This is a genomic window from Streptomyces sp. NPDC002057 (assembly GCF_040296665.1).
In the GTDB taxonomy this organism is placed as follows: Bacteria; Actinomycetota; Actinomycetes; order Streptomycetales; family Streptomycetaceae; genus Streptomyces.
The window spans coordinates 14,186-35,592 of record NZ_JBEOXR010000058.1 but is presented as its reverse complement, the minus strand read 5'-3'; the positions used below and the strand labels follow the sequence as shown (position 1 = coordinate 35,592).

Sequence of the window (21,407 nt, the reverse complement as noted above, 5' to 3'; positions counted from 1 at the left end):
ACGGCGGTCGGGTCGGGGCTGCGCTGCTTGAGCGGGTCAGCTCGTACGGCCCTTGGCGTCGAAGGCCTTCATGCGGTCGAGCACGCCGTCCGCCGTCGGGTGCAGCATCTCGTCGACGATCCGGCCGTCGGCGAGGAAGATCACGCGGTCCGCGTAGGAGGCGGCCGCCGGGTCGTGGGTGACCATGACGACGGTCTGGCCCAGCTCGCGGACCGAGTTGCGGAGGAAGCCGAGGACCTCGGCGCCGGAGCGGGAGTCCAGGTTTCCGGTCGGCTCGTCACCGAAGATGATCTCGGGGCGGGAGGCGAGGGCGCGGGCCACGGCCACGCGCTGCTGCTGGCCGCCGGAGAGCTCGGTGGGACGGTGGCTGAGCCGGGCGGAGAGGCCGAGCATGTCGATGACCTGCTGGACCCACTGCTTGTCGGGCTTGCGGCCGGCGATGTCCATCGGCAGCGTGATGTTCTCCAGGGCCGTCAGGGTCGGCAGCAGGTTGAAGGCCTGGAAGATGAAGCCGATCTTGTCCCGGCGGAGCTGGGTGAGCTGCTTGTCCTTCAGGGTGGAGAGCTCCGTCTCGCCGATCCGGACCGAGCCGGAGGAGAAGGAGTCCAGGCCGGCGACGCAGTGCATGAGCGTCGACTTGCCGGAGCCGGAGGGGCCCATGATCGCGGTGAACTCGCCCTGGCGGAAGTCCACGGTGACGTGGTCGAGCGCGACCACCTGGGTCTCGCCGTGGCCGTAGACCTTCGAGAGGTCCGAGGCGCGGGCGGCCACCGCGGTGGCGCGGGACACGGTGGGGGTGGTGGTCACGAGGGACTCCTGTCACTGCGGGGCTTCTGCGGGAACCCCTCCATCGTGTCGAGCGTTCTCGCCCGGGACGTCCGCCCACGTGCCCGTTCCCGGGGCAGTCTCGAGTCGGACCGGGGGCCCCGACTCTCCTCCTTTGGTATGACGGCGCCCCTGAGGGACGGCTTCGCGCCGACGTGACAGACGTGCGACGACTTTTCGTCATTCCAGGGGGTACGGCTTTGCGCCTGCGACCCCTGTCACAGTTCGGCGAAAAGGCCCCCACCTGCACTGACGCACCCTCAGACGTCAATAAAATAAGACAACATCGGGCCGATGTTCCGCTGAACGGGGGAAGCGTCCCGATAGGCTCATGTGCCAACGCGGAGCTTCGCGACGCCCGGATGGTGGAATGCAGACACGGCGAGCTTAAACCTCGCTGGCCTTCGGGCCGTACCGGTTCGAGTCCGGTTCCGGGCACCACGGTTTCGCCGGTGCGGCAGCCGCCTCCGCGGCCACGGGCCGCACTCCTCGGGTGACCCCCGCCGACGGGGCGCGACGATCGGGACGTCGCGGGAAAAGATCCTCCCCGAGCACTAGAGAGTTTCTTTTGCCTACGCATTACTCTTGACGCGAGGCCGCGCACGTGCGGCACGCCATGGAGGAGTGAGATGAGGAGCAGCAACCCGGTCTTCTCGCGACGGGGGTTCAGCCGCGACAACGGCACCGCGGGCTTCAACGGCCAGCAGTCGCAGGCCGGGGGCCCCGCCGTCGGAGCGAACCCGTACGCCACCGGCAACCCGTACGCCGAGGGCACGACGAACCCGTACGCGACGAACCCGTACGCCCCGCAGGACACGGAGCTCGGCGCCCCGCAGCAGGCCCGCGGCAACGTGATGACCATCGACGACGTCGTGAGCCGTACGGCCATGACGCTCGGCACGGTCGTCCTCACCGCCGTCCTGTCCTGGTTCCTGCTGCCGGTCGACTCGGCCAACCTGGGCAAGTCCTACGGCATCGCCATCGGCGCCGCCCTGGTCGCCTTCGTCCTGGCGATGGTGCAGTCCTTCAAGCGCAAGCCGTCCCCCGCGCTGATCCTGAGCTACGCGGCCTTCGAGGGCGTCTTCCTCGGCGTGATCTCGGCCGCCGTCTCGACGTACATCGCCGACGGCGTGGTCATGCAGGCGGTCCTGGGCACCATGGCGGTCTTCGCCGGTGTCCTGATCGCCTACAAGATGGGCTGGATCCGCGTCAACCGCCGTTTCTACGGCTTCGTGATGGCCGCCGCCATGGGCTTCATGCTGCTCATGGTGGTCAACCTGCTCTTCGCCGTCTTCGCCGGCGGTGACGGCCTCGGCTTCCGCAGCGGCGGCCTCGGCATCCTCTTCGGCGTCATCGGCGTCATCCTGGGCGCCTGCTTCCTCGCCCTCGACTTCAAGCAGGTCGAGGACGGCGTGAACTACGGCGCGCCGCGCGAGGAGGCCTGGCTGGCCGCCTTCGGTCTCACCATGACCCTGGTGTGGATCTACCTGGAGATGCTGCGTCTGCTGTCGATCCTGCAGGGCGACGACTGACGTACCGAGACTCGGGGGAAGGGCCCGTCCGGCTTCGCGCCGGGCGGGCCCTTCCGTGTCCCCGGGCCTTCGCGCCGGGCGCGGAGCGGCCTCCGGGCCGTCCGTCGCGGGGGGTGCACCCGCGCGGGACCGTGCTCGCGTCACCGTGCCCGGGGGAGCACCCGTTGGCTAGGGGCCCCGGGCGGCGCGTAGGGTCACCGGGTGCGCGATACGAGTGAACTGACCGCCGCCGTCGAACGCCTCGCCGACCGGCTGCGGGCCGCCCCTCAGAGCCGTCTCCAGCGCGGTGCGGCGGCCGAGGGGCTCGCCCTCGCCCGCGAGCTCGCCCGGCGCGCCCAGCGCGCCGAGGACCCGGAACGGGAGCCGAGGACCATGCCGGACGCGGGCGTCTTCACCGTGGCCGATCAGCTGCTCGTCGCCGGCACGGATTTGGCCGAAATCCTACGAACGGCCCCGGCCGACTCCCGCGAGGGGGAACTGGCAGAGGCCGTGAGGCTGGTACGTGACGCGGCGGAGCGCTCGGGTCTCTAGCCCGCGCGGGAAGGGCTCAGAGGGACGCGATGACGCGGTCCGCCAGGATGTAGACGTTCTCCTCGTCGGACTCGCCGTACGAGAAGGTCAGGGCGAAGGCTCCCGAGACGCCCGAGCCGCCGAGCAGCACCGGCGTGCGGCCGCCGCGCAGGGCCTCCGCGAGGCGCTCCGCGGTCTCGCGGTGCCCGGGGGTCATACAGAGCGTCGTGCCGTCCGCGAAGACGTACACGTCGAGCGTGCCGAGCGGGCCCGGGCGCACGTCGGTCAGCGCCGTGCGGGTGTCCGCCAGCTCCTCCAGGCGGGCCACCGTCCGCTCGTGGTCGGTGACGACGGGCGTCTGCACCGGCACGAAGTCCGGGTGCGAGGGGTGGCGGCGGCGGGCCGCGGCCAGCTCCACGGAGTCCTCGGGGTACTCGGGGTACTCGTCGAAGGCTTCGACCGGGTCCAGCGCGTCGAACGCGTCGGCACCGTCGAGCGCGGCCGCCTCCGCCTCCATGGCCTCCAGGGCCATCGCCTCCAGGCCCACGAAGTCGGCCTGGCGCGGGACGAAGAAGGAGCCGTCGTCGACCGGGCCGCCGAGACCGCCGAGCAGGGACGGGGCGTCGGCCGCGTCCCGGGCCTCCTGCGCGGCCCAGAAGGCCCGTGCCTCGGCGAGCTCGCGCTCGCGCTCCTCGGCCAGCGCCTCCGCGACCGCGGCCCGTATCTCGGCGGCGGGCGTGGCGGTGCGGGCCGCGGGGACCGTGACGCCGTGCCCGGCCGCCAGTTCGCTCCGCAGGGCGGTGACCTGCTTGCGGAGACCGTGGACGGCGTGCAGGGCGGCAGCGCCCACGGCCGTGGCAGCGGCCGTGGTCAGCAGCAGGGCAAGAGGCATGGCGCTCACTGACGTACTCCCGATTCCGAGTCGATCCCCCGACTTCCTACATCAGCTTGTCCTGGGCCGGGGCCCGCTGTCAGTGCATTACGTCACGAATTGGACAGGTATTTCTGCCGGGTGTTTAGTCCCGAAACGGCTCTGACCTGGGAAAACGAACTCCCCCGGGATAAAGGTCACATCCTGGGGGAGATTCGGTCACGGCTCGGACGCGGGGCGGTTGACGCCCGGGTCGCCAGGAGAACGGGTGTTCACACGAACACCCTCCGCTATCAGCTCAGCCGCTCGCCTTCTCGCTCAGCTCAGCCGCTCGATGACCATGGCCATGCCCTGGCCGCCGCCGACGCACATGGTCTCCAGGCCGAACTGCTTGTCGTGGAACTGGAGGCTGTTGATCAGCGTGCCGGTGATCCGGGCGCCGGTCATGCCGAAGGGGTGGCCGACGGCGATGGCGCCACCGTTGACGTTCACCTTGTCCAGGTCCAGACCCAGGTCCTGGTAGGACGGGATGACCTGGGCGGCGAAGGCCTCGTTGATCTCGGCCAGGTCGATGTCGCCGATGGTCAGGCCGGCGCGCTTGAGGGCCTGCTTCGACGCCTCGACCGGGCCGAGGCCCATGATCTCGGGGGAGAGGCCGGAGACGCCGGTGGAGACGATGCGGGCGAGCGGGGTCAGACCGAGCTCGCGGGCCTTCGTGTCCGACATGATCACGAGCGCGGCGGCGCCGTCGTTGAGCGGGCAGCAGTTGGCGGCCGTGACCAGGCCGTCGGGGCGGAAGACCGGCTTGAGGCCCTGCACGCCCTCCAGGGTGACGCCGGCGCGCGGGCCGTCGTCCGAGGAGACGACGGTGCCGTCCGGCAGCGTCACCGGGGTGATCTCGCGCTCCCAGAAGCCGTTCTTGATGGCCTGCTCGGCGAGGTTCTGCGACCGTACGCCGAACTCGTCCATCTCCTGGCGGCTGATGCCCTTGAGGCGGGCCAGGTTCTCGGCGGTCTGGCCCATGGCGATGTACGCGTCCGGGACGATCCCGTCCTCGCGCGGGTCGTGCCACGCGGAGCCCTCGGAGGCGGCGACCTCGGCGGTGCGGGCCTCGGCGTCGGCGAAGAACGGGTTGTGCGTGTCGGGCAGCGAGTCCGAGTTGCCCTTGACGAAGCGGGACACCATCTCGACACCGGCCGAGATGAAGACGTCGCCCTCGCCCGCCTTGATCGCGTGCAGCGCCATGCGGGAGGTCTGCAGCGAGGAGGAGCAGTAGCGGGTGACCGTGCAGCCCGGCAGGTGGTCCATGCCCATCTGCACGGCGACGATGCGGCCCAGGTTGTTGCCCTGCTCGCCGCCCGGCAGACCGCAGCCCAGCATCAGGTCGTCGATGTCGCGCGGGTCGAGCTCCGGCACCTTGGCCAGGGCGGCCTGGACGATGGTGGCGGTGAGGTCGTCCGGCCGCAGGTCCTTGAGGGAGCCCTTGAAGGCCCGGCCGATGGGCGAACGGGCGGTCGAGACGATCACGGCTTCGGGCATCACGGCTCCATGAGGGTGCGGAGTGGGCGGACTGAAAGGGAAGTTACCCGTACGTACCGCAGGGGTCACCGCCCTGACGGTGTGACGGTGGCCTCTTTTCTAAGCGGACGCTCAGTTGGTGGCGGGGTCGACCGGGGCCGCGGCCGCCGCCGGCCCCTCGGCCGCCCCCTCCGACCCGCCCTCCGCGGGCACCGGCAGACGCCGCCTGCGACGGTGCTTGAGCAGGGCCCAGGGCGCCCGGGCGCCCGTCACCTCGGTGCCCGCCTCCTTCACCGCCTCCGCCGCCGCCTTCGCCACCGGCAGCATGTTCTCCCGCCGCGTCGGCTCCAGGCGGTCGGTCTCCGGCCACACGCCGAGCACCGCGCACAGCGTCGGGAGCATGGCCATCGCCGCCGTCGCGTACCCCTCCGCCGACGGGTGGAAGTTGTCCACCCCGAACATCTCGCGCGGGTTCTCCGCGAACTCCGGGCCGAGGAGGTCGCCGACCGACACCGTCCGGCCGCCCTGCTCCACCACCACGATCGTCTGCGCCGCCGCGAGCTGCCGGGAGGCCCGCCGGGCCAGCCAGCGCAGCGGCTGGTAGACCGGCTCGATGGTCCCCAGGTCCGGGCAGGTCCCGACCACCACCTCCGCCCCGGCCGTCCGCAGCCGCCGCACCGCCGACGCCAGGAGCCGCACCGACTCCGTCGGCGGCATGCGGTGCGTCACGTCGTTCGCGCCGATCATGATCACGCAGACGTCCGGCGGCCCCAGGGGCTGGGCGAGCAGCAGCGACACCTGGCGCTCCAGGTCGTCCGAGCGCGCCCCCGACAGGGCCACGTTCCGCAGGACCACCGGCCGCTCCGCCACCGCCGCGAGCCCGGAGGCGAGCAGCGCGCCCGGTGTCTGGCCGGAGCGGCGCACCCCCTGGCCCGCCGCCGTGGAATCACCCAGAAGGGCCAGCCGCAGCGGGTCGTCCGCACCGAACGCGCGGCCGTACAGACCGTCCGCCCCCGGCGGCAGCGGAGCCGCCCCGCCGCCCACCGTCCGCTTCGCGATCTGCATCTCGGCGAGCAGGACACCCACCGCCGCCACTCCGAGCAGTCCGATGCTCCCGCCGCCGTACGCCGCACCCGCGGCGATCCGCCGTGCCACCCTCGCCCTCGACATGGGGGCCGTCACCTCCTTCAAGCCGTTCAGGGTCTAACTGCCCCGTAACCCGCTCCGACTACGCATACGCTGGCCACACCATTACGGAGACCCCGGAGATTACGGTGCAATTCCACGACTCGATGATCAGCCTCGTCGGCAACACCCCGCTGGTGAAGCTCAACAACGTCACAGCGGGCATTCAGGCGACCGTCCTGGCCAAGGTCGAGTACTTCAACCCCGGAGGCTCGGTCAAGGACCGGATCGCCCTGCGGATGATCGAGGCGGCCGAGCAGAGCGGCGAGCTCAAGCCCGGCGGCACCATCGTCGAGCCCACGTCCGGCAACACCGGCGTCGGCCTGGCGATCGTGGCCCAGCGGAAGGGCTACAAGTGCATCTTCGTCTGCCCCGACAAGGTGTCCCTCGACAAGATCAACGTACTGCGGGCGTACGGCGCCGAGGTCGTCGTCTGCCCCACCGCGGTCGACCCTGAGCACCCGGACTCGTACTACAACGTCTCGGACCGCCTCGTCCGCGAGACGCCCGGTGCCTGGAAGCCCGACCAGTACTCCAACCCGAACAACCCGCGCTCCCACTACGAGACCACCGGTCCCGAGCTCTGGGAGCAGACGGAGGGGAAGATCACCCACTTCGTGGCGGGCGTCGGCACCGGCGGCACCATCTCCGGCACGGGCAACTACCTCAAGGAGGTCAGCGACGGCTCCGTGAAGGTGGTCGGCGCCGACCCGGAGGGCTCGGTCTACTCCGGCGGCTCCGGGCGCCCGTACCTCGTCGAGGGCGTCGGTGAGGACTTCTGGCCGACCGCGTACGACCGGAACGTCACGGACCGGATCGTCGCCGTGTCCGACAAGGACTCGTTCCAGATGACCCGCCGCCTCGCCAAGGAGGAGGGCCTCCTCGTCGGCGGCTCCTGCGGCATGGCCGTCGTCGCGGCCCTGGAGGTCGCCAAGGAGCTCGGACCCGACGACGTCGTCGTCGTCCTGCTGCCGGACTCCGGCCGCGGCTACATGTCCAAGATCTTCAACGACGAGTGGATGGCCGACTACGGCTTCCTGGAGGACACCTCCTCCGCCACCGTCGCGGACGTCCTGCGCCACAAGGAGGGCGTCATGCCCTCCCTCGTCCACATGCACCCGGACGAGACGGTCGGCCAGGCGATCGAGGTGCTCCGCGAGTACGGCGTCTCCCAGATGCCCATCGTGAAGCCCGGGGCCGGCCACCCCGACGTGATGGCCGCCGAGGTCGTCGGCTCGGTCGTCGAGCGCGAGCTCCTCGACGCGCTCTTCACCCAGCGGGCCTCCCTGGAGGACCCGCTGGAGCGCCACATGAGCGCGCCGCTGCCGCAGGTCGGCTCCGGCGAGCCGGTCGCCGACCTGATGTCCGTCCTCGGCGAGTCCGCCGACGCGGCGATCGTCCTGGTCGAGGGCAAGCCGACCGGTGTCGTGAGCCGCCAGGACCTGCTGGCCTTCCTGGCCAACGGCGGCGCGAGGTAGGACCGCGAACCCGCCCGCGCGGGCCGCGCGGGCGGGCGGCGGGCCGGGTCGCGCGGGCGCGTTCGCGCAATCGGTACGAGCGCGACACGTTCGCGCAGCACCGGCTTAACACGCGTCCGGCACATTGGTGGTTGTCGGCGTCACGGACCTCCGGAGCGGCTCCCGGACCTCCTGACGACGCCACGGACGCGGCGACCGGCCCTGACCCGGGCCCGTGTCCTCGCGGGGACCGCCGTCGTCCCGCCCCCCGGTGAAACGGGGGTGCGGCGGTCCCCGCGCAGACCGTCTCGTGGCGTCACGACGCCACGACGACATCGGGCCCCCCGCCTCGGCGGGGGGCCCGATGTCGTCGTGGAGCGGTGTCCGGGACTGGTCCTCGCCGCCCCTGCCTGCATATCCTTATGCACACCTGTGTGTGGATGAATAGGCGAGAGGGGGCGGGTGGCATGGGCGACAGCGCGGCCGGCCGGCTGCAGGCGCTCTTCGAGGGGCACCGGCTGACCCCGACCCAGCGACGCATCGCGCACTCCATGGTGCGGCGCGCCGCGGACGTGCCGTTCCTGTCCAGCGTCGAGCTCGCCGACCTCGCCGGGGTCAGTCAGCCCTCCGTCACCCGCTTCGCCGTCGCCCTCGGCTTCGACGGCTACCCGGCGCTCCGCCGCCACCTGCGCGAGGTCACGCCCCCCGAGCCCGACGCGGGCGAGGGCGAGGGCGAGGCGCTCAACGAGTACCAGCAGGCCGTGCTGGCCGAGATCGAGAACCTCCGGCACCTCGCCGGAGTGCTCGCCGACCCCGCGCCCGTCGAGCGGGCCGGCCGGCTGCTCGCGCGCTCCCGCCCGCTGCCCGTGCTGGGACTGCGGGCCGCCTCCTCGCAGGCGCGCGGCTTCGCCTACTTCGCCGCCAAGGTGCACCCCGACGTCCGGCTCCTCGACGAGGCCGGCTCGATGCTCACGGACCGCGTCGACGCGGTCGTACGGGCCGGGGCCTCGGCCCTGCTCTGCTTCGCGCTGCCCCGGCACCCGCGGGAGGTCGTCGAGGCCCTGGAGTACGCGCGGGCGGTCGGGCTCACGGTCGTGACCGTCGCCGAGTCGGCGTTCGCGCCCGTCGCCGCCCACAGCGACCTGCTCATCCCGGCCGCCGTCGGCACCGGGCTCGCCTTCGACACCGCCTGCGCGCCGATGATGCTCGGCCGGGTCCTGCTCGAGGCCATGGCGGACGAACTCCCGGACGCGCAGGCGCGTCTGGAGGAGTTCGACGCGAAGGCGGCGGCGCGAGGCCTCTTCGTCGAGTAGGGAGCCCGCCCGTCGAGCGGGGCTCCGGCGGGCGGCCCCTCCGCCGCGCGGGGGAGCGGGAGGTCAGATCTCCAGCTCGGCCTCGATCTTCTTCAGCTGGTGGCGGGCCATCGCCAGGTTCGCGCGGGTCTTGTCCAGGGCCAGGTAGAGGAAGAGGCCGTTGGTGCCGCGTCCCCTGAGCAGCCGGATCAGGTGGTAGTGCTTGCCGAGGGTGATCAGGATGTCCTCGATGTCGTCGTCGAGCCCCAGCATCTCCATCGCCCGGACCTTGGCCCGGACGACGTCGGTGTTGCCGGCCGCGGCCACGTTGAGGTCGAGCTCCTTGCCGCCGCCGATCGTGCCGAGCGCCATGCCGCTGGTGTAGTCGACGAGGGCCGCGCCGATGGCGCCGTCGATGGTGGTGGCTTCCTTGAGGGCGGTCTCGGTGTTCGCCATGGTGTCGTACTTCCTTTTCGGGTGAGCTGTTCGGACGGGTTCAGTTCAGGTCTCTGCGTTCCAGCGCTCCGTCGACGAGTTCGCCTATCCGGACGCTGGACCTGCGGGCCTCCAGGTGGAGTCGCCCTACGTTGATCCGGGGTTCCGCGAGCAGGGTGAGGACGGCCGAGCCGCCCGCCGCGTACGTCGCCACGTAGCCGCTCTCGCCCCGCACGAGCAGTTCGCGGAAGCGCCCCTGGCCGGTGGAGTCCGTCAGCCGCTGGCCGACGCCGAGCGCCGCCGCCGTCAGCGCGGCCACGCTCTCCGCCTCGCCGTCCACGGTGTCGTGGGCGAGGACGAGCCCGTCGGCGCTGGCCGCCAGGGCTCCGGTGAGCTGGGGCAGCCGGGCCCGTAGCCGTCTGAGCTCGCCGAGGACCTCGGCTTCTGCCGTCATGAGCTGTTTCCTTTCGGCGCGCAGGCGCAGGGCACGCCTCATCACAGGTGTGCCTCCAGGGCGTCACGGAGCCGGCGCAGCAGGGCGATGTCGGGATCGGCCACCGGCAGGGCCGGTAAGGGGGGTGGCGGTGGCGCGGGGGCGGGATCCAGCGGCGTCTCGACGAGTCCGGCGGCGGCGAGCCGCCGGACGTCGAGGAGGGTGTGGAAGGCGGGCCTGCCGAGCAGTCGGGCCAGTTCCGCCGGGGTCCGCTCGCCGTCCGCCGCGGCGAGCAGCGCCCGCTGGCGCACCCCCACGGTCTGGCCGGGGGCGGCGGGGCGCGGCACGACCGGGGCGGTGTCCACGGAGGCGTACGGCCAGACGGCGTCGAGGAGTTCGCGGCGGCGTACCGTCTCGCGCTCGACGGCCTCGGCGGAGACCGGCCGCACCGTCCCGAACCAGTGCCCCACCCCGTACCGGAAGCGGGTGGGTCCGCTGGTGGGGGAGAGGGCGAAGAAGGCCGCGTCGAAGACGGCGCCGAGGTGGCAGATCTCCAGCTCGCCGTCGTGGAGCCGGCCGCTGTCGACGAGGAAGCGGCCGACGGCGCGGTGGGCCCCGGCCCGGTCGACGGCCTCGTCCCAGCCCTCGCGGGGGAGGCGGCCGCCGGTGGTCAGGAGGACGTCGACGCCGGGGGAGGCGGGGCTCTCGGCGTGCACGACCCGGCCGTCGACGAGGTAGAGCGTGCCGTGGTCGCGCAGCAGGGCTCCGGTGGCCTTCTCGGCGGCGAGCCGGACCAGCATGGGGGAGACGGGGGCGGCGACGGCGCTCATCCGAGGACCAGCCTCTCGGCGAGGTCGCGGAGCCGTATGCGGGCCAGGGCGAGGTTGCCGGTGGCGCGGTCGAGCCAGAGATGGAGGAAGACGCTGCTGTCGAAGGAGGTCTCGACGAAGCGGATGACGTGGTAGCCGGCACGGGTGGTGACGATGAGGTCCTCGACGGGTGGTGCCCCGGGTTCTCCGGGGGTGTCGCCGGCCGCGACGAAGGTGTCGAACTCGGCTGCCGAGCGGGCGAGTTCGGCGGTCTCGGCGGCCGTCGTCTCGTGGTCGCCGACCGGTGAGTCACCCGCCGTCCCGAGGGCGAGCCCACTGGTCCAGTCGACCAGGGAGGCCCCGCGAGCGCCCGGCAGGGCCATGGCCTCCAGAAGGCACTCGTCGATTCCGGGCACGCGGATTCCCCTCCCGATGCGGCGTGCGAACGTGCGTCAGTGACCGCGACGTTACTGAACGCAGCGCTCCTCGGGAGCCGTTCTGGCATTTTCCATCGGAACATGCCAGCGTCTGACGGAATTTGGCCTGTCGAGCGTCGTGGTCCTCTGTCAGGTCGACCACCGGGCCGTCCGCGCGGCCGGGCGGAAGACCCGTTCGTCGGCCCGTCCGCGCGGGAGGTCGACCACCGGCCCGTCCGCGCGGCCGGGCTTCAGGCCCTGGACTCCACGGCCTTCGCGATGTCGTTCAGGTCCTTCGTGAGGGCCTTGGCGACGGCCTTCGCGCCGAAGCGGGTCATCAGCCGGCCGAGGAGGCCCGGCTTCCGGCCGTGGGCGGGCCGCGCGGAGAACGTCATCCGCAGGGTGGTGGACCCCGTTCCGTCGGGCGCCAGGGTGAGCTCGGAGACGTAGTGCATGCCGTGCGAGTCGGCGACCGTGACGTACCGGTCGGGCGGCTCGCACTCCGTCACCGTCATCTCCTCGGTGGCCTCCTTGCCGAGCATCCGCCGCGTCTCGCGCCAGCGGGTGCCCACGCCGAAGCCGCCCTCGGTGAGCACCTCGACCTTCTCGACGCCCGAGAGGACGCGGGGCATGTCCCGCAGGTCGGTGATCGACTCCCAGACCCGTCCGGGGGAGGCGTCGACCCGGCGCTCGACGACGACGGATGTGGTGTCCGTACCGGTTCCAGTCATGGCTTCATCGAAGCGGGACGCCGGGACCCGCGCTACCGGACGGACCACCCGGACGCCTCCGTTCCACCCCTGCCGCGGGGCCTCCGGGCCCCTCGGCCTCATGCCCGTCGGACGAGCGCGTCCGCCTGCGCTCCGCCCGACTCCGCCACGATCTCCGCGACCGTCTGGGGCTTCCGTACGGTCGTGAAGGCCACCGCCCCGTCCTCGGACACCGTGAAGCCGTGGACGCCCGGCCGGGGCAGGCTGTTGTACGCGTAGTGGTGGGCGAAGTAGTACGCCCCGGTGTCCGGGACGGCCACCACGTCGCCCTGGCGCAGCGGCGGCAGCGCGCGGCCCGTGGCGAGCAGGTCCCCGGCGAAGCAGGCGGGCCCCGCCACGTCCTGGACGGTGGTCTCCCCGGTGCGGGGGCGGCCCTCGGAGTCGTACGCGAGGATCCGCAGCGGCCAGGAGTCGGGGGCGTAGACCGTACGGGTGGCCAGCTGCACGCCCGCGTGGGTGACGGCGATCGGGCGGCCCCCGGAGGTCTTCGTGTACTCCACCCGGGCGAGGACCGTGCCGTGTTTGGCGAGGAGCGAGCGGCCGAACTCGGTCACCAGGCCGTAGCGGCCGTCGAAGAGGCCGGGGACGGTGTCGGCGAGCAGCCGGGCGTAGTCGGCGTACGTCGGCGTCTCCTCGTCGGAGGCGAAGTTCACCGGGAGCCCGCCGCCGATGTCGAGGGTGTCGATCTGCTGCCGCCCGGCCGTTCGGTTGATCTCCTCGGCGAGCGCGTACGCCTCCCCGACGCCTTCGGCCATCAGGGCGAGCGGCACGCCCTGGGAGCCGGTGTGGGTGTGCAGCCGGGTCAGCCAGGGGCGCTCCAGGAAGGCCTGGACGACGGCCTTGCGGGCGCCCTCGTCGCGCAGCGCCACGCCGAACTTGGAGGTGGCGGTCGCGGTCGAGAGGGCGCCGATGGAACCCGCTCCGACCTGCGGGTTCACCCGGAGTCCGAGGGATGAGGCGGTGGGCGCGGAGGCGACGAGCGCGTCGAGCCTGGCCAGCTCCTGGAGGTTGTCGGCGTTGACGGCGACGCCGAGCGCGAGGGCCTGGCGCAGCTCGGCCGGGGTCTTGGCGGGGGAGTCGAGCACGGTCCGGGCGGAGGGGATCCCGGCGGCGCGGGCGAGGGCCAGCTCGCCGGGGCTGGCGACCTCGACGCCGAGTCCGGCCTCGTGGAGCAGCCGCAGGACGGGGACGAGCGGGGTGGCCTTGACGGCGAAGGCGTGGAGCACGGGGGCGTCGGTGACGGCGGCGAACGCGCTGGTCAGGGCGGCGGCGGAGGCGCGGATGCCGGCGGTGTCGAGGAGGGCGACGACGGGTTCGGCGGGGGAGAGGAGTCCTTGATCGACGGAGGCTCGGACGGCGAGATCGCGACGGGAGGAGGCCATGCGGTCCATCCCATCACCGGGACGGGTGGCGCCGCAGCGGTTGACTACAACTATTCATGCCGCCAGGATGTGAATATCTGAACGACATCCGAGGAGGCACCCCCATGTCAGGACCCCGCCCCGTACGTGCGGCCCGCGGTACGGAACTGAGCGCCCTGGGATGGCAGCAGGAGGCCGCCCTCCGGATGCTCCAGAACAACCTCGACCCCGAGGTCGCCGAGCACCCCGACAAGCTCGTCGTCTACGGCGGCACCGGCAAGGCCGCCCGCGACTGGCGCTCCTTCGACGCCATGGTCCGCACCCTGCGCACCCTCAAGCAGGACGAGACGATGCTCGTCCAGTCGGGCCGCCCCGTCGGCGTCATGCGGACCCACGAGTGGGCCCCGCGCGTCCTCCTCGCCAACTCCAACCTGGTCGGCGACTGGGCCAACTGGGAGGAGTTCCGGCGCCTGGAGCACCTCGGCCTCACCATGTACGGCCAGATGACCGCCGGGTCCTGGATCTACATCGGCACCCAGGGCATCCTCCAGGGCACCTACGAGACCTTCGCCGCCGTCGCCGCCAAGAGGTTCGGCGGCACCCTCGCCGGCACGATCACCCTCACCGCCGGCCTCGGCGGCATGGGCGGCGCCCAGCCCCTCGCCGTGACGATGAACGACGGCGTCGCCATCTGCGTCGACGTCGACCCGCGCGCCATCGAGCGCCGCATCGAGCACCGCTACCTGGACGTGCGGGCCGACGACCTCGCCCACGCGCTCCGGCTCGCCACCGAGGCCCGCGACGCCCGCCGCCCGCTCTCCATCGGCCTCCTCGGCAACGCCGCCGAACTGCTCCCGCGGATGCTCGCCGAGGGCGCCCCGATCGACATCGTGACGGACCAGACCTCCGCCCACGACCCGCTCGCCTACCTCCCGATCGGCGTCGCCTTCGACGACATGGCCGACGCGGCGGCGAAGGACCCGGCCGGGTTCACGACCCGCGCCCGCGAGTCGATGGCCCAGCACGTCGAGGCCATGGTCGGCTTCATGGACGCGGGCGCCGAGGTCTTCGACTACGGCAACTCGATCCGCGGCGAGGCCCAGCTCGCCGGCTACGACCGCGCGTTCGCCTTCCCCGGCTTCGTCCCGGCCTACATCCGCCCCCTGTTCTGCGAGGGCAAGGGCCCGTTCCGCTGGGCCGCCCTCTCCGGCGAGGCCTCCGACATCCACAAGACGGACAAGGCGCTCCTGGAGCTCTTCCCGGAGAACGAGTCCCTCCACCGCTGGATCAAGATGGCCGGCGAGCGCGTCCACTTCCAGGGCCTGCCCGCCCGCATCTGCTGGCTCGGCCAGGGCGAGCGCGACAAGGCCGGCGACATGTTCAACGACATGGTCGGCGACGGCACCCTCGCCGCGCCCCTCGCCATCGGCCGCGACCACCTCGACTGCGGCTCGGTCGCCTCCCCGTACCGCGAGACCGAGGCCATGCTCGACGGCTCCGACGCCATCGCCGACTGGCCCCTCCTCAACGCCATGGTGAACGTCGCCTCCGGCGCCTCCTGGGTCTCCATCCACCACGGCGGCGGCGTCGGCATGGGCCGCTCCATCCACGCCGGCCAGGTCTCGGTGGCGGACGGCACCGCCCTCGCGGGCGAGAAGATCCGCCGCGTGCTCACCAACGACCCCGGCATGGGCGTCATCCGCCACGTCGACGCGGGCTACGACATCGCCGAGCGCGTCGCCGACGAGAAGGGCGTCCGCGTCCCGATGCGCGAGGGCGACGACACCGAGGCCTCGGCGTGAGCGCGAGCTTCCACGCCATGTGGCGGTCGCTGCGGCCCCTCGGCCGCAGCGCCGCCTCCGGCGGCTACCGGCGCTACGCCTGGACCGAGGCCGACGCCGACTGCCGCCTCTGGTTCCGGATGCAGGCCGAGGCCCGCCGCCTGGACGTCGAGACCGACCGCAACGGCAACCAGTGGGCCTGGCTCGGCGACCCGACGGCCGGCGACGCCGTCGTCACCGGCTCCCACCTGGACTCCGTCCCCGACGGCGGAGCCTTCGACGGCCCCCTCGGCGTCGTCTCCTCCTTCGCCGCGCTCGACGAACTCCGCTCCCGCGGCGTCTCGTTCAAGCGCCCCCTCGCCATCGTCAACTTCGGCGACGAGGAAGGCGCCCGCTTCGGCCTCGCCTGCGTCGGCTCCCGCCTCGCCGGGGGCAGGCTGACGAAGGAGCAGGCGTACGAGCTCCGCGACGCCTCCGGGACCAGCCTCCCGCAGGCCATGGAGGCCGCCGGGTACGACCCCGAGACCATCGGGCCCGACCCCGAACGGCTCGCCCGCATCGGCGCCTTCGTCGAACTCCACGTCGAGCAGGGCCGCGCCCTCGACCTGTCCGGCGACTCCGTCGGCATCGCCTCCGCCATCTGGCCGCACGGCCGCTGGCGGTACGACTTCGCCGGCGAGGCCAACCACGCCGGCACCACCCGGCTCGTCGACCGCCGCGACCCGATGCTCACCTACGCGGAGACGGTCCTCGCCGCCCGCCGCGAGGCCGAGCTCGCGGGCGCCGTCGCCACCTTCGGCAAGATCGCCGTCGAACCGAACGGCGTCAACGCCATCCCGTCCCTCGTCCGCGGCTGGCTCGACGCGCGCGCCGCCGACCAGGGCTCCCTGGACCAGGTCGTCACCGGCATCGAGGCGGAGGCCCGCGGCTACGCCGACCGCCACGGCGTCGACCTCACCGTCGTCCAGGAGTCCTTCACCCCGGTCGTGGACTTCTCGCACGCCCTGCGCGACGAGCTCTCCCGGATCCTGGGCACCTCGGGGAAGGTGCCGGTCCTCGGCACCGGCGCGGGACACGACGCGGGCATCCTGTCCGAATCGATCCCGACCGCCATGCTGTTCGTACGGAACCCCACCGGCGTCTCGCACTCCCCGGCCGAGTTCGCGGCCGAGGACGACTGCGTCGCCGGGGTCCTCGCACTCGCCGACGTACTGGAGGAGCTGGCGTGCCGCTGACGACGTACTGGCTGGAACACGCCTGGCTCGACACCCATGTCGAGCCGGGCGTGGCCCTGGACGTGGACTCCGACGGCCGGATCTCGGCCGTACGCACGGGGGTCGAGGCGCCCCCGCGGGGTGCCGTCGCCCTCCGCGGCCTCACGCTCCCCGGCCTCGCGAACACCCACTCGCACGCCTTCCACCGCGCCCTGCGCGGCACCGTCCAGGTCGGCTCCGGCACCTTCTGGACCTGGCGCGAGGTCATGTACAACGTCGCCCAGCGCCTCACCCCCGACAGCTACTTCGCCCTGGCCCGCGCCGTGTACGCGGAGATGGCGCTCGCGGGCATCACCGCCGTCGGCGAGTTCCACTACCTCCACCACGCGCCCGGCGGCACCCCCTACGACGACCCCAACGCCATGGGCGAGGCGCTGATCGCGGCCGCGGGCGAGGCCGGCATCCGCATCACCCTCCTCGACACCGCGTACCTCTCCTCCGGCTTCGGCGCCGCCCCCGACCACCACCAACTCCGCTTCACCGATGGCACCGCCGACCGGTGGGCCGAGCGGGTGTCGGCCCTCAAGGAACGCGAGGGCGTCCGCGTCGGGGCGGCGATCCACTCGGTACGGGCCGTCCCCGCCGACCAGCTCGCCACGGTGGCCGGCTGGGCCCAGGACAGGGACGCCCCCCTCCACGTCCACCTCTCGGAGCAGACCGCCGAGAACGACGCCTGCCTCGCCGCCCACGGCCGCACCCCGACCCAGCTCCTCGCCGACCACGGCGTCCTCGGCGCCCGGACGACCGGCGTCCACAACACCCACATGACGGACACGGACATCGCGCTCATCGGCTCGACGTCCACCGGCACCTGCATGTGCCCGACGACCGAACGGGACCTCGCCGACGGCATCGGCCCCGCCGTCGCCCTCCAGCGCGCCGGCTCCCCGCTCTCCCTCGGCAGCGACAGCCACGCCGTCATCGACCTCTTCGAAGAGGCCCGGGCCATGGAGCTCGACGAGCGCCTGCGCACCCGCACCCGCGGCCACTGGACGGCGGCGGCGCTGCTCCGCGCGGCCACCGCGGACGGCCACGCCGCCCTCGGCCGCCCCGACGCGGGCGTCCTGGAGACCGGCGCCCCCGCCGACTTCACGACGATCGCGCTCGACTCGGTCAGGACAGCGGGACCGGTACCGCGTCTGGCAGCGGAGACCGCGGTATTCGCGGCGTCGGCCGCGGACGTCCGGCACACGATCGTGGGCGGACGCCATGTCGTACGGGACGGGATCCACGCGTCCGTGCCGGACGCCGCCCAGGCCCTCGCGGACTCGATCGCCGCCCTGCGCGGCTGAAGGAGACACCTCCCACCATGAACACCGGCCCCGAGGCGATGAACAACCCGGCGGCGACCTCCGCCCCCACGAGCGCGAACAGCGCCGTGGCGACGGCCGCCACCGCCATCGTCAACATCGCCAGTCTCGTCACCAACGACCCCTCCCTCGGTGATGGAACCCCCCTCGGCCTGATCCAGGACGCGGCCGTCGTCATCGACGGCGACCGCGTCGTCTGGGTCGGTGAATCCAGCAAAGCACCGGCCACTGACAACCGGGTCGACGCCGGCGGCCGGGCCGTGATCCCCGGCTTCGTGGACTCCCACTCGCACCTCGTCTTCGCGGGCGACCGCACGGCCGAGTTCAACGCCCGCATGTCCGGCCAGCCGTACAAGGCGGGCGGCATCCGCACCACGGTCGCGGCGACGCGCGCGGCGACCGACGCGGAGCTGTCGGCGAACGTGGCCCGCTACCTGCGCGAGGCCCTCGCCCAGGGCACCACCACCTTCGAGACCAAGTCCGGCTACGGCCTCACCGTCGAGGACGAGGCCCGCGCCCTGCGCATCGCCGCCGGACACACCGACGAGGTCACCTACCTCGGCGCGCACATCGTCTCCCCGGAGTACGCCGACGACCCGGCCGGGTACGTGGAACTCGTCACCGGCGAGATGCTCGACGCCTGCGCCCCGTACGCCCGCTGGGTGGACGTCTTCTGCGAGAAGGGCGCCTTCGACGGCGACCAGGCCCGCGCGATCCTCACCGCGGGCAGGGCGAAGGGCCTCCACCCCCGGGTGCACGCCAACCAGCTCACGTACGGCCCCGGCGTCCAGCTCGCGGTGGAGCTGGACGCGGCGAGCGCGGACCACTGCACCCACCTGACCGACGCGGACGTCGACGCGCTCGCGAGCGGCTCGACGGTCGCCACGCTCCTCCCCGGCGCCGAGTTCTCCACCCGCGCCCAGTGGCCCAACGCCCGCCGCCTCCTGGACGCGGGCGTCACGGTGGCCCTGTCGACGGACTGCAACCCGGGCTCCTCCTTCACCTCCTCCGTCCCGTTCTGCGTCGCGCTCGCCGTACGGGACATGGGGATGACCCCGGACGAGGCGGTGTGGTCGGCCACCGCCGGCGGTGCGGCGGCCCTGCGCCGCACGGACGTGGGCCGCCTGACGCCCGGCGCCCGCGCCGACCTCACCGTGCTGGACGCCCCGTCCCACGTGCACCTGGCGTACCGCCCGGGCGTCCCCCTGGTGACGCAGGTGTGGCGGGCGGGCGTGCGCGCGGTCTGAGCACGGACGGGGAAACGGGGTACGGCGGCTGAGTAGGCGTACTCATGTGGGGTGCGGCCGCCCGGGAACAGACTTCGATCATGACTTCCACGCGTTCGACGTCCCTGAAGAGCAAGCGGTTCGGCGTAGCCCTGGCGGCCCTCTGCGCGCTGGCCCTCACGGCCTGCGGTACGGAGGTGGCGGGCGGCGGCGCTGCGGTGGGAGCGGCCACCGCCGCGCCGCCGACGCGGACGGCCGAACCGACCCCGACCCCGACTCCGACGCCGACCCCGACGCCCACGGCGCCGAGGCCGGAGCCCATGGACGACCCGAGCCGCACGGCCGAGGAGCACGCGGCCGAGCTGGCGTTCATGGGGCTCATGATCGAGGTCGCCGCACCGTGCCGGGAGAGCCGCCCCGATTCGCCGCCGAGCGTGGAGCCGGAGGCGACCGCGCCGGCCGGACCCCTGAACCCGCCGCCCGGCGCGGACAAGGAAGGCGTCCCCGTCCCTCTGGAGGACCCGGCCCACCCCGCCGACAGCCCCTGGGACTTCGACCGCGTGCGGCAGGAAGTCGAGTTGGGCGACGTGGAGCGGTGCGCCGCCCCCCTCCACGGCCGGCGCGTCGCGAAGGCCCTGGACGGCACCGGGAACCCGACCCCGGCGCACGTCGAGAAGGCCCTCGCCCGGGCCGGCTACGACGTCGGCTACCGCGTCCTCGGTCTGCGGGAGGTCGACGGGAAGGTCGGGTTCACCCTCGACCTGCGGGGCGGCGAGCTGTGCCTCGACGGCACCTACGACGGAGCCCGCACGACCTTCGAGGCGTACGGAGCCCACCCCGGCGTGTACTGCACGGACGTGAAGCGCCGCGCCCAGGACCCGTCCTAGGAGCGGTGGCTCAGCACGTTGACCACCCGGCCGTCCGGGTCGCGGACGAAGAAGCGGCGGACGCCCCAGGGCTCGTCGGTCAGGGGATGGACGATCTCCGCCCCGGAGGCGCGGACCGTCGCGTAGGCGGCGTCCACGTCGTCGACCTCCACGCTGAGGTCGGGCGTGACCGGGGCGGTCAGGTCGTGGGTCATGAGACTGACCTGAGCGGTCGGCGCCGAGGGCGGGGCGAGCGTCGCGATCCAGCCGTGGTCCATGACCACCTCGAACCCCAGCAGGCCGTAGAAGTCGCGGTTCTCCTCGGGGGAGTCGGTACGGAGGTTGGGCACGGCGCGGCGGACGGTCATGCCCCGCACCCTAGACCGGCGCTTCGGCGGAACTCGTGGACGACCCGGATCTCGCCGACGATGTGCGCGTTGAACTCGTCCAGCTCCTCGGCCGGCACCCACAGTTCGAGGATCGTCCGGCCGCCGGCCTGCCGGACCGGGTACCTGCGGAGGAACTCCGTCTCGACCTCGAAGCGGGTGACGAAGCCGGCGCCGCTGTGCTTCACGTTCCAGTCCCGGGCGATCCTGATCGCGTACTCCTCGTCGAGGACCGGGTAGAAGATCGGCTGCTCCGGCAGCCGGGGCGGCCAGGCGCGGTGGCCGAGCCGCCGCACGAGCTCCAGCTCGTCCGGGCCGGTGGGGCGCCAGAGGGTGGTCGTCGTCGGTCGTCGGCCGGTCACGGGGGTTCGCTCGCTCTCCAGGTGGGGGCCGACCGCGGGCGCGGTCCGCCGGGAGCCCGACCGTACCGACGGGCCGGTGGCCGCGGCCACCGGTTTCAGCGGGCCGCGGGGGTCCCGTCCGCCACCGGCGCCAGCTCCCTCACCAACGCCTCCGCCGCGCCCAGCACCGCCCGCTCCTCCGCCGTCAGGCACGGGATCGCCGCGCGGCGGGTCCGCGCCCGCCCCAGGTGCGGGAGGACCGGGGCGGTCGTGGCCGCGAGGAGCGCGGTCAGGCCCGCGCGGGCGCCCGGGGCGTACGGCGCCGGGGAGACCGCGACCTCCGCGAGCATCAGGGCCGACATCGCGTGGTCCAGGCCCGCCGGGTGGCCCTCCTCCGCCGTCTGCCAGTCGATGACGACGGGGCCCCGGTCCGTCAGGACCACGTTGCCGGGGTGCAGGTCCAGGTGGGCCGGCGGCGTTCCCGGCAGGGCGTGCAGCCTCGCCAGGAGCCCCGCGACCAGCGCGCCCGCCGGCTCCGGCTCCACCGTGCCGGAGAGCAGCGCGTCCAGGAGCGACGGGCCCGTGAGACGCTCCATCACCAGGTCGGGACCCTCCGCGCGCAGGACCGCCGGGACCGGATAGCCCTGGCGCGCGAGCCGCGTCATGAGCTCCGCCTCGCGGGTCGCGTCGTCGCCGTCCCGGTACCGGCGCAGAACCCACGCCCCGTCGCCGGGCAGCGCGTACACGTCCGCCGTCCTGCCCCGCCCGATGATCTCCAACTCGTCCACCCCACGGCCCCCTTGATCACC

22 protein-coding genes and 1 tRNA gene are annotated in these 21,407 nt (G+C 73.1%); 10 read left to right on the top strand and 13 right to left on the bottom strand.

The window, feature by feature from the left end:
* Positions 1-36 precede the first annotated feature (36 nt).
* Positions 37-807: an ABC transporter ATP-binding protein gene (locus ABT129_RS32135; protein ID WP_351908649.1), complete on the bottom strand. Its 771-nt coding sequence runs from the start codon at positions 805-807 to the stop codon at positions 37-39.
* A gap of 374 nt (positions 808-1,181) precedes the next feature.
* On the opposite strand from ABT129_RS32135, the gene ABT129_RS32130 reads away from it, so the two are divergent.
* The 3 genes from ABT129_RS32130 (at position 1,182) to ABT129_RS32120 (ending at position 2,888) form a co-directional block, all read left to right on the top strand.
* Positions 1,182-1,266: transfer RNA gene (locus ABT129_RS32130), tRNA-Leu, on the top strand.
* A gap of 188 nt (positions 1,267-1,454) precedes the next feature.
* Positions 1,455-2,357, top strand: coding sequence for a Bax inhibitor-1/YccA family protein (locus ABT129_RS32125; RefSeq protein ID WP_351908647.1), 903 nt, complete (start codon positions 1,455-1,457; stop codon positions 2,355-2,357).
* 201 nt (positions 2,358-2,558) lie between these two features.
* Positions 2,559-2,888 carry a hypothetical protein gene (locus ABT129_RS32120; RefSeq protein ID WP_351908645.1) on the top strand — a complete coding sequence of 110 codons (330 nt, stop codon included), beginning with the start codon at positions 2,559-2,561 and terminating at the stop codon, positions 2,886-2,888.
* Between the two features lie 16 nt (positions 2,889-2,904).
* Here ABT129_RS32120 and ABT129_RS32115 read toward each other — a convergent pair whose 3' ends face one another.
* The 3 genes from ABT129_RS32115 to ABT129_RS32105 form a co-directional block, all read right to left on the bottom strand.
* Positions 2,905-3,759, bottom strand: coding sequence for a hypothetical protein (locus tag ABT129_RS32115; protein WP_351908643.1), 855 nt, complete (start codon positions 3,757-3,759; stop codon positions 2,905-2,907).
* A gap of 297 nt (positions 3,760-4,056) precedes the next feature.
* Entirely contained in the window at positions 4,057-5,277 is a 1,221-nt protein-coding gene (locus ABT129_RS32110) for an acetyl-CoA C-acetyltransferase (RefSeq protein ID WP_351908641.1), read from the bottom strand.
* A 111-nt stretch (positions 5,278-5,388) separates the two neighbouring features.
* A complete protein-coding gene (locus ABT129_RS32105) occupies positions 5,389-6,426 on the bottom strand; it encodes an SGNH/GDSL hydrolase family protein (RefSeq protein WP_351908639.1) in 1,038 nt (345 codons plus the stop codon).
* Positions 6,427-6,530: 104 nt separating this feature from the next.
* Here ABT129_RS32105 and ABT129_RS32100 point away from each other — a divergent pair, with 104 nt between their 5' ends.
* Entirely contained in the window at positions 6,531-7,919 is a 1,389-nt protein-coding gene (locus tag ABT129_RS32100; RefSeq protein ID WP_351908637.1) for a cystathionine beta-synthase, read from the top strand.
* Between the two features lie 446 nt (positions 7,920-8,365).
* A complete protein-coding gene (locus tag ABT129_RS32095; protein ID WP_351908635.1) occupies positions 8,366-9,211 on the top strand; it encodes a MurR/RpiR family transcriptional regulator in 846 nt (281 codons plus the stop codon).
* Positions 9,212-9,274: 63 nt separating this feature from the next.
* Here ABT129_RS32095 and ABT129_RS32090 read toward each other — a convergent pair whose 3' ends face one another.
* From ABT129_RS32090 to ABT129_RS32065, 6 genes are all read right to left on the bottom strand, one after another.
* Positions 9,275-9,646 (bottom strand): hypothetical protein, encoded by a 372-nt coding sequence (locus tag ABT129_RS32090; RefSeq protein ID WP_351908633.1) that lies wholly within the window; start codon positions 9,644-9,646, stop codon positions 9,275-9,277.
* A 40-nt stretch (positions 9,647-9,686) separates the two neighbouring features.
* A complete protein-coding gene (locus ABT129_RS32085) occupies positions 9,687-10,079 on the bottom strand; it encodes a roadblock/LC7 domain-containing protein (protein WP_351908631.1) in 393 nt (130 codons plus the stop codon).
* Between the two features lie 41 nt (positions 10,080-10,120).
* Positions 10,121-10,888: a transcriptional regulator gene (locus ABT129_RS32080; RefSeq protein WP_351908629.1), complete on the bottom strand. Its 768-nt coding sequence runs from the start codon at positions 10,886-10,888 to the stop codon at positions 10,121-10,123.
* The gene (locus ABT129_RS32075) at positions 10,885-11,283 is read right to left on the bottom strand and encodes a roadblock/LC7 domain-containing protein (RefSeq protein WP_351908627.1); all 399 of its coding nucleotides are present in this window, start codon (positions 11,281-11,283) and stop codon (positions 10,885-10,887) included. The genes ABT129_RS32080 and ABT129_RS32075 overlap by 4 nt, the downstream gene beginning before the upstream one ends.
* A gap of 251 nt (positions 11,284-11,534) precedes the next feature.
* Positions 11,535-12,014: an SRPBCC family protein gene (locus ABT129_RS32070; RefSeq protein ID WP_351908625.1), complete on the bottom strand. Its 480-nt coding sequence runs from the start codon at positions 12,012-12,014 to the stop codon at positions 11,535-11,537.
* 98 nt (positions 12,015-12,112) lie between these two features.
* Entirely contained in the window at positions 12,113-13,444 is a 1,332-nt protein-coding gene (locus tag ABT129_RS32065) for a type III PLP-dependent enzyme domain-containing protein (protein ID WP_351908623.1), read from the bottom strand.
* Between the two features lie 95 nt (positions 13,445-13,539).
* Between ABT129_RS32065 and hutU the strand changes: the two genes are divergently transcribed.
* From hutU to ABT129_RS32040, 5 genes are all read left to right on the top strand, one after another.
* Positions 13,540-15,216, top strand: a complete 1,677-nt coding sequence (gene hutU, locus ABT129_RS32060) for a urocanate hydratase (RefSeq protein WP_351908621.1) — start codon at positions 13,540-13,542, stop codon at positions 15,214-15,216.
* A gap of 17 nt (positions 15,217-15,233) precedes the next feature.
* A complete protein-coding gene (locus ABT129_RS32055; protein ID WP_351908696.1) occupies positions 15,234-16,430 on the top strand; it encodes an allantoate amidohydrolase in 1,197 nt (398 codons plus the stop codon).
* On the top strand, positions 16,421-17,761 hold the full coding sequence (locus ABT129_RS32050) for a formimidoylglutamate deiminase (RefSeq protein ID WP_351908619.1): 1,341 nt from the start codon (positions 16,421-16,423) through the stop codon (positions 17,759-17,761). Before ABT129_RS32055 ends, ABT129_RS32050 begins: the two co-directional genes overlap by 10 nt.
* Before the next feature lie 17 nt (positions 17,762-17,778).
* Positions 17,779-19,026 (top strand): imidazolonepropionase, encoded by a 1,248-nt coding sequence (gene hutI, locus ABT129_RS32045; protein WP_351908617.1) that lies wholly within the window; start codon positions 17,779-17,781, stop codon positions 19,024-19,026.
* Positions 19,027-19,106: 80 nt separating this feature from the next.
* Positions 19,107-19,892, top strand: coding sequence for a hypothetical protein (locus ABT129_RS32040; protein WP_351908615.1), 786 nt, complete (start codon positions 19,107-19,109; stop codon positions 19,890-19,892).
* Here ABT129_RS32040 and ABT129_RS32035 read toward each other — a convergent pair.
* The 3 genes from ABT129_RS32035 to ABT129_RS32025 all read right to left on the bottom strand — a co-directional run bounded on the left by ABT129_RS32035 (position 19,889) and on the right by ABT129_RS32025 (position 21,386).
* On the bottom strand, positions 19,889-20,239 hold the full coding sequence (locus tag ABT129_RS32035; protein WP_351908613.1) for a VOC family protein: 351 nt from the start codon (positions 20,237-20,239) through the stop codon (positions 19,889-19,891). The genes ABT129_RS32040 and ABT129_RS32035 overlap by 4 nt on opposite strands.
* Positions 20,236-20,619, bottom strand: coding sequence for a hypothetical protein (locus ABT129_RS32030; protein WP_351908611.1), 384 nt, complete (start codon positions 20,617-20,619; stop codon positions 20,236-20,238). The genes ABT129_RS32035 and ABT129_RS32030 overlap by 4 nt, the downstream gene beginning before the upstream one ends.
* Positions 20,620-20,714: 95 nt before the next feature.
* Entirely contained in the window at positions 20,715-21,386 is a 672-nt protein-coding gene (locus ABT129_RS32025) for a phosphotransferase (RefSeq protein WP_351908609.1), read from the bottom strand.
* Positions 21,387-21,407: the final 21 nt, after the last annotated feature.